The organism is Saccharopolyspora terrae (assembly GCF_004348435.1).
Classification (GTDB): Bacteria; Actinomycetota; Actinomycetes; order Mycobacteriales; family Pseudonocardiaceae; genus Saccharopolyspora; species Saccharopolyspora endophytica.
The window spans coordinates 1-2515 of sequence record NZ_SMKS01000133.1; the positions used below are offsets into that span (position 1 = coordinate 1).

Annotated in this window: 3 protein-coding genes and 1 pseudogene; 2 read left to right on the plus strand and 2 right to left on the minus strand. The window is 68.7% G+C overall.

What is annotated here, in order from left to right:
- The first annotated feature begins 73 nt into the window (after nt 1–73).
- Nucleotides 74–484, plus strand: a complete 411-nt coding sequence (locus E1181_RS30970) for a hypothetical protein (RefSeq protein ID WP_132679955.1) — start codon at nt 74–76, stop codon at nt 482–484.
- Nucleotide 485: 1 nt separating this feature from the next.
- On the opposite strand, the gene E1181_RS30975 is transcribed toward E1181_RS30970, so the two are convergent.
- Together E1181_RS30975 and E1181_RS30980 are read right to left on the minus strand one after the other, a co-directional pair.
- Entirely contained in the window at nt 486–734 is a 249-nt protein-coding gene (locus E1181_RS30975) for a hypothetical protein (protein WP_132679956.1), read from the minus strand.
- A 189-nt stretch (nt 735–923) separates the two neighbouring features.
- Nucleotides 924–2015 carry an alpha/beta hydrolase family protein gene (locus tag E1181_RS30980; RefSeq protein ID WP_132679957.1) on the minus strand — a complete coding sequence of 364 codons (1092 nt, stop codon included), beginning with the start codon at nt 2013–2015 and terminating at the stop codon, nt 924–926.
- Between the two features lie 133 nt (nt 2016–2148).
- Between E1181_RS30980 and E1181_RS30985 the strand changes: the two are divergent.
- A pseudogene (locus E1181_RS30985) lies at nt 2149–2515 on the plus strand (class I SAM-dependent methyltransferase); the annotation flags it as partial.

Genomic DNA, 2515 nt, shown 5'->3' on the forward strand with positions numbered 1-2515 from the left:
GTCGTGGTTTGTCAGGGGTGGGTTCGGGTGTTTCCCGGAGTCGTGGTGGTCGCCGGGTTTCTAGCGTGGCGGTATGAGGACTGGAAGCGCTGGGCTGTCGTGGCCGCTGATCGTGCTGCTCGGGGTGTTCGCCTTGGTGCGGCCGGTCCTGAACATCACCGGCGGCATGGACGTGCTCAGCAGGCCGGTGGGTCCGGTGCTGGTGACCGGGGTGATCTCGGTCGTGTGGCTCGTGGCGGTCGTGTGGTGGCGCAGCGAGCGGCCGGTGGGGACGTTGGCCTGCGCGGGCCTGGTGTACGGGGTGCTGGCGGTGGCGTTGAGCGCGGTGCTCTCGCCGATCCTGCACAGTGAGCTCACGGGTCCGCTGGTCACGCCCGGCGGGACCGGTGTGGTCATGGTCTTGTTGGTCAACGCTTGTTGGGGTGCGGTCGTGGGGCTGGTGGCCTCAGCGGTGGGTTCCCGGTTGCGGCGTGTGGGCCGGTAGTTCAGCTGGCGTCGTGGTGGCCGGTGCGGGCGGCTGATCGCTTGCTCGCCGGGATGGTGGGTCCATCTGGTGTGGCCACCGGTTGTGGTCCGGTCCGGAAGCGGCGACCGATCGAGTGGAGATGGCGGTATTCGTAGGTCGAGAGGGCCAGTGCGGTGGCGGCTCCGCCGAGGTTGAGGGTGAGCCAGACCGCCACGGGTGTGCCTTCGGTGGTGAACTCGACTAGCTCGTCGCAGGTGATCACGAGCATGACGAGCGGTGTGACTGGTGCCCGTAAGTCGGCTTCGCTGCGCTCATCTCACCCCGGTCGCTGACTGGGTCTGGTCGAGGCCAATGGTTCCAGCCGCGTGCGTGAGTTGTGTTGCGGTCGAGGGATCGGATTTCCGTGGAAGTCCGGTCCCTGATTTCCACTGAAATCCGGTCCGTTCTCGTGCGGGGGTCAGTGGTGGTGGAAGGTCACTTCTGGGTAGGTGTTGGTGGGGCCTTCCAGGAGGGGTTGTGGTGTTGCGCGCAGGTGGTGGTCGAGGAAGGCCGCGACGTAGTCGCGGGTGATCTGGGCGGTGCGGTGGCCGTCGAGGGGTTCGTCGGGAAGTCCGACGCCGAACTGCTCGGAGAGGACCGAGAAGTCGGTGAACGAGGAGTGGCTCGTGCCGGAGACGGTGAGCCAGCGCCGCCAGTCGGTGAGATGCGGCCAGCTGGTGTCCCAGGATTCGTCGGTGCCGTGGGGTCGGTGCTCAGGTGTGCCGACGATCATGAAGGGCCGGTTGAGGTCCTGGGCGAGTGCTGGGAAGAAGGTGCCGTCGAGGTTGAGCCCGGCGCTCACGCGCGGGTCGGCGTGCAGGACCTGCGCGGCGCTGGCGCCGCCGATGGAGTGGCCGACCATGGCGATCCGGTCAGGGCGCAGCGGTGTTGTGCGCGGGAGTTCGTCGAGGAAGAAGGCGACGTCGTCGACGCGGTTGCGCACCACTTTCGCGGGGTCGTCGGTTTCGCAGGCGATGCAGGTCGTGAGGCGGCCGTCGGGGAATTCGGTGGCCCGGGATTCGTGGTTGTGGCCGATGGCCGCCACGGCGTAGCCGCGGCTGGCGAGGTCTTCGGCCAGGCCGGTCAATGCGGCGCGGGGATGGGAGAAGCCGGGTGAGAGCACGACGAGCGGCAGCCTGGTCGACGTCGGTGGGCCGTTGCGGGCGTGGGTGCGGGTCGTGCTGAGGATGTCGTCGGGTACGTCGGGGACGCCTTCGAGGTGGTTGAGGATCTCGCGGGATTCGGCCGGGGTGACGTACTGGGCGGCGTGCCCGGATGGGTGCGCTGTGGGGTACCAGACGGTGGCCATGAGTTCGCGTCGTTGGTGCGGGACCCACGGGTCGGGTCGGTCGTGGTCGACCAGGTGCAGGCGCGTGTGGGCGATCGGCAGCGGGCCGCTGGGTTCGGGGAGCGCGAGGTGGGGTGGTGCCGCTGGTGCGGCGGTCGCGGTGGCGCCGAGCGTGGCAAGGCCGATGCTCAGGGCAACGGTGGTGAGCAGTGTTCGTCGCATACCGCGAGTGTCGTGTGCGGTGATCGCGGCTGCCTCGGGGTGAACCCTGGTCGGGTCCCGCACGTTTCACCTGATGACGTCGAAATCCCCTGATTGCGTCCAGTGGTGGGAGGATGCCCTGCGGTGACGGTCGGTGGTGAGGGAGTTGGGTGTGTCGGTGCAGCGGGTGGCCGGGGCGCGGGTGTCGGGTGCTGTGCCTGCTGAGGTGGTGGCGTCCGATGTGGAGTCGGCATTGTACTCGGCGGTGTGGGCGTGGAGCGTGGGTGATGTGGTGACCGCTCATCGCGCCGCGGTGCGGGCTCGGCGGGGCGATCCGGGGGGTGAGCTGGCGCGGTTGTTGGTGGAGTTCACCTCCGGGGATGCGGGTGGTGGTGTGTACGAGTCGCCTGCGGCGTTTCGGGCGTTCATCCGGGGTGGCGGGAACGTGGGTTTGTACGAGGCGGTCTCGGGTGTGTTGCGGGAGGTCTACCGGCGGGAGCGTCCGGGGTCGGTGCTGGATG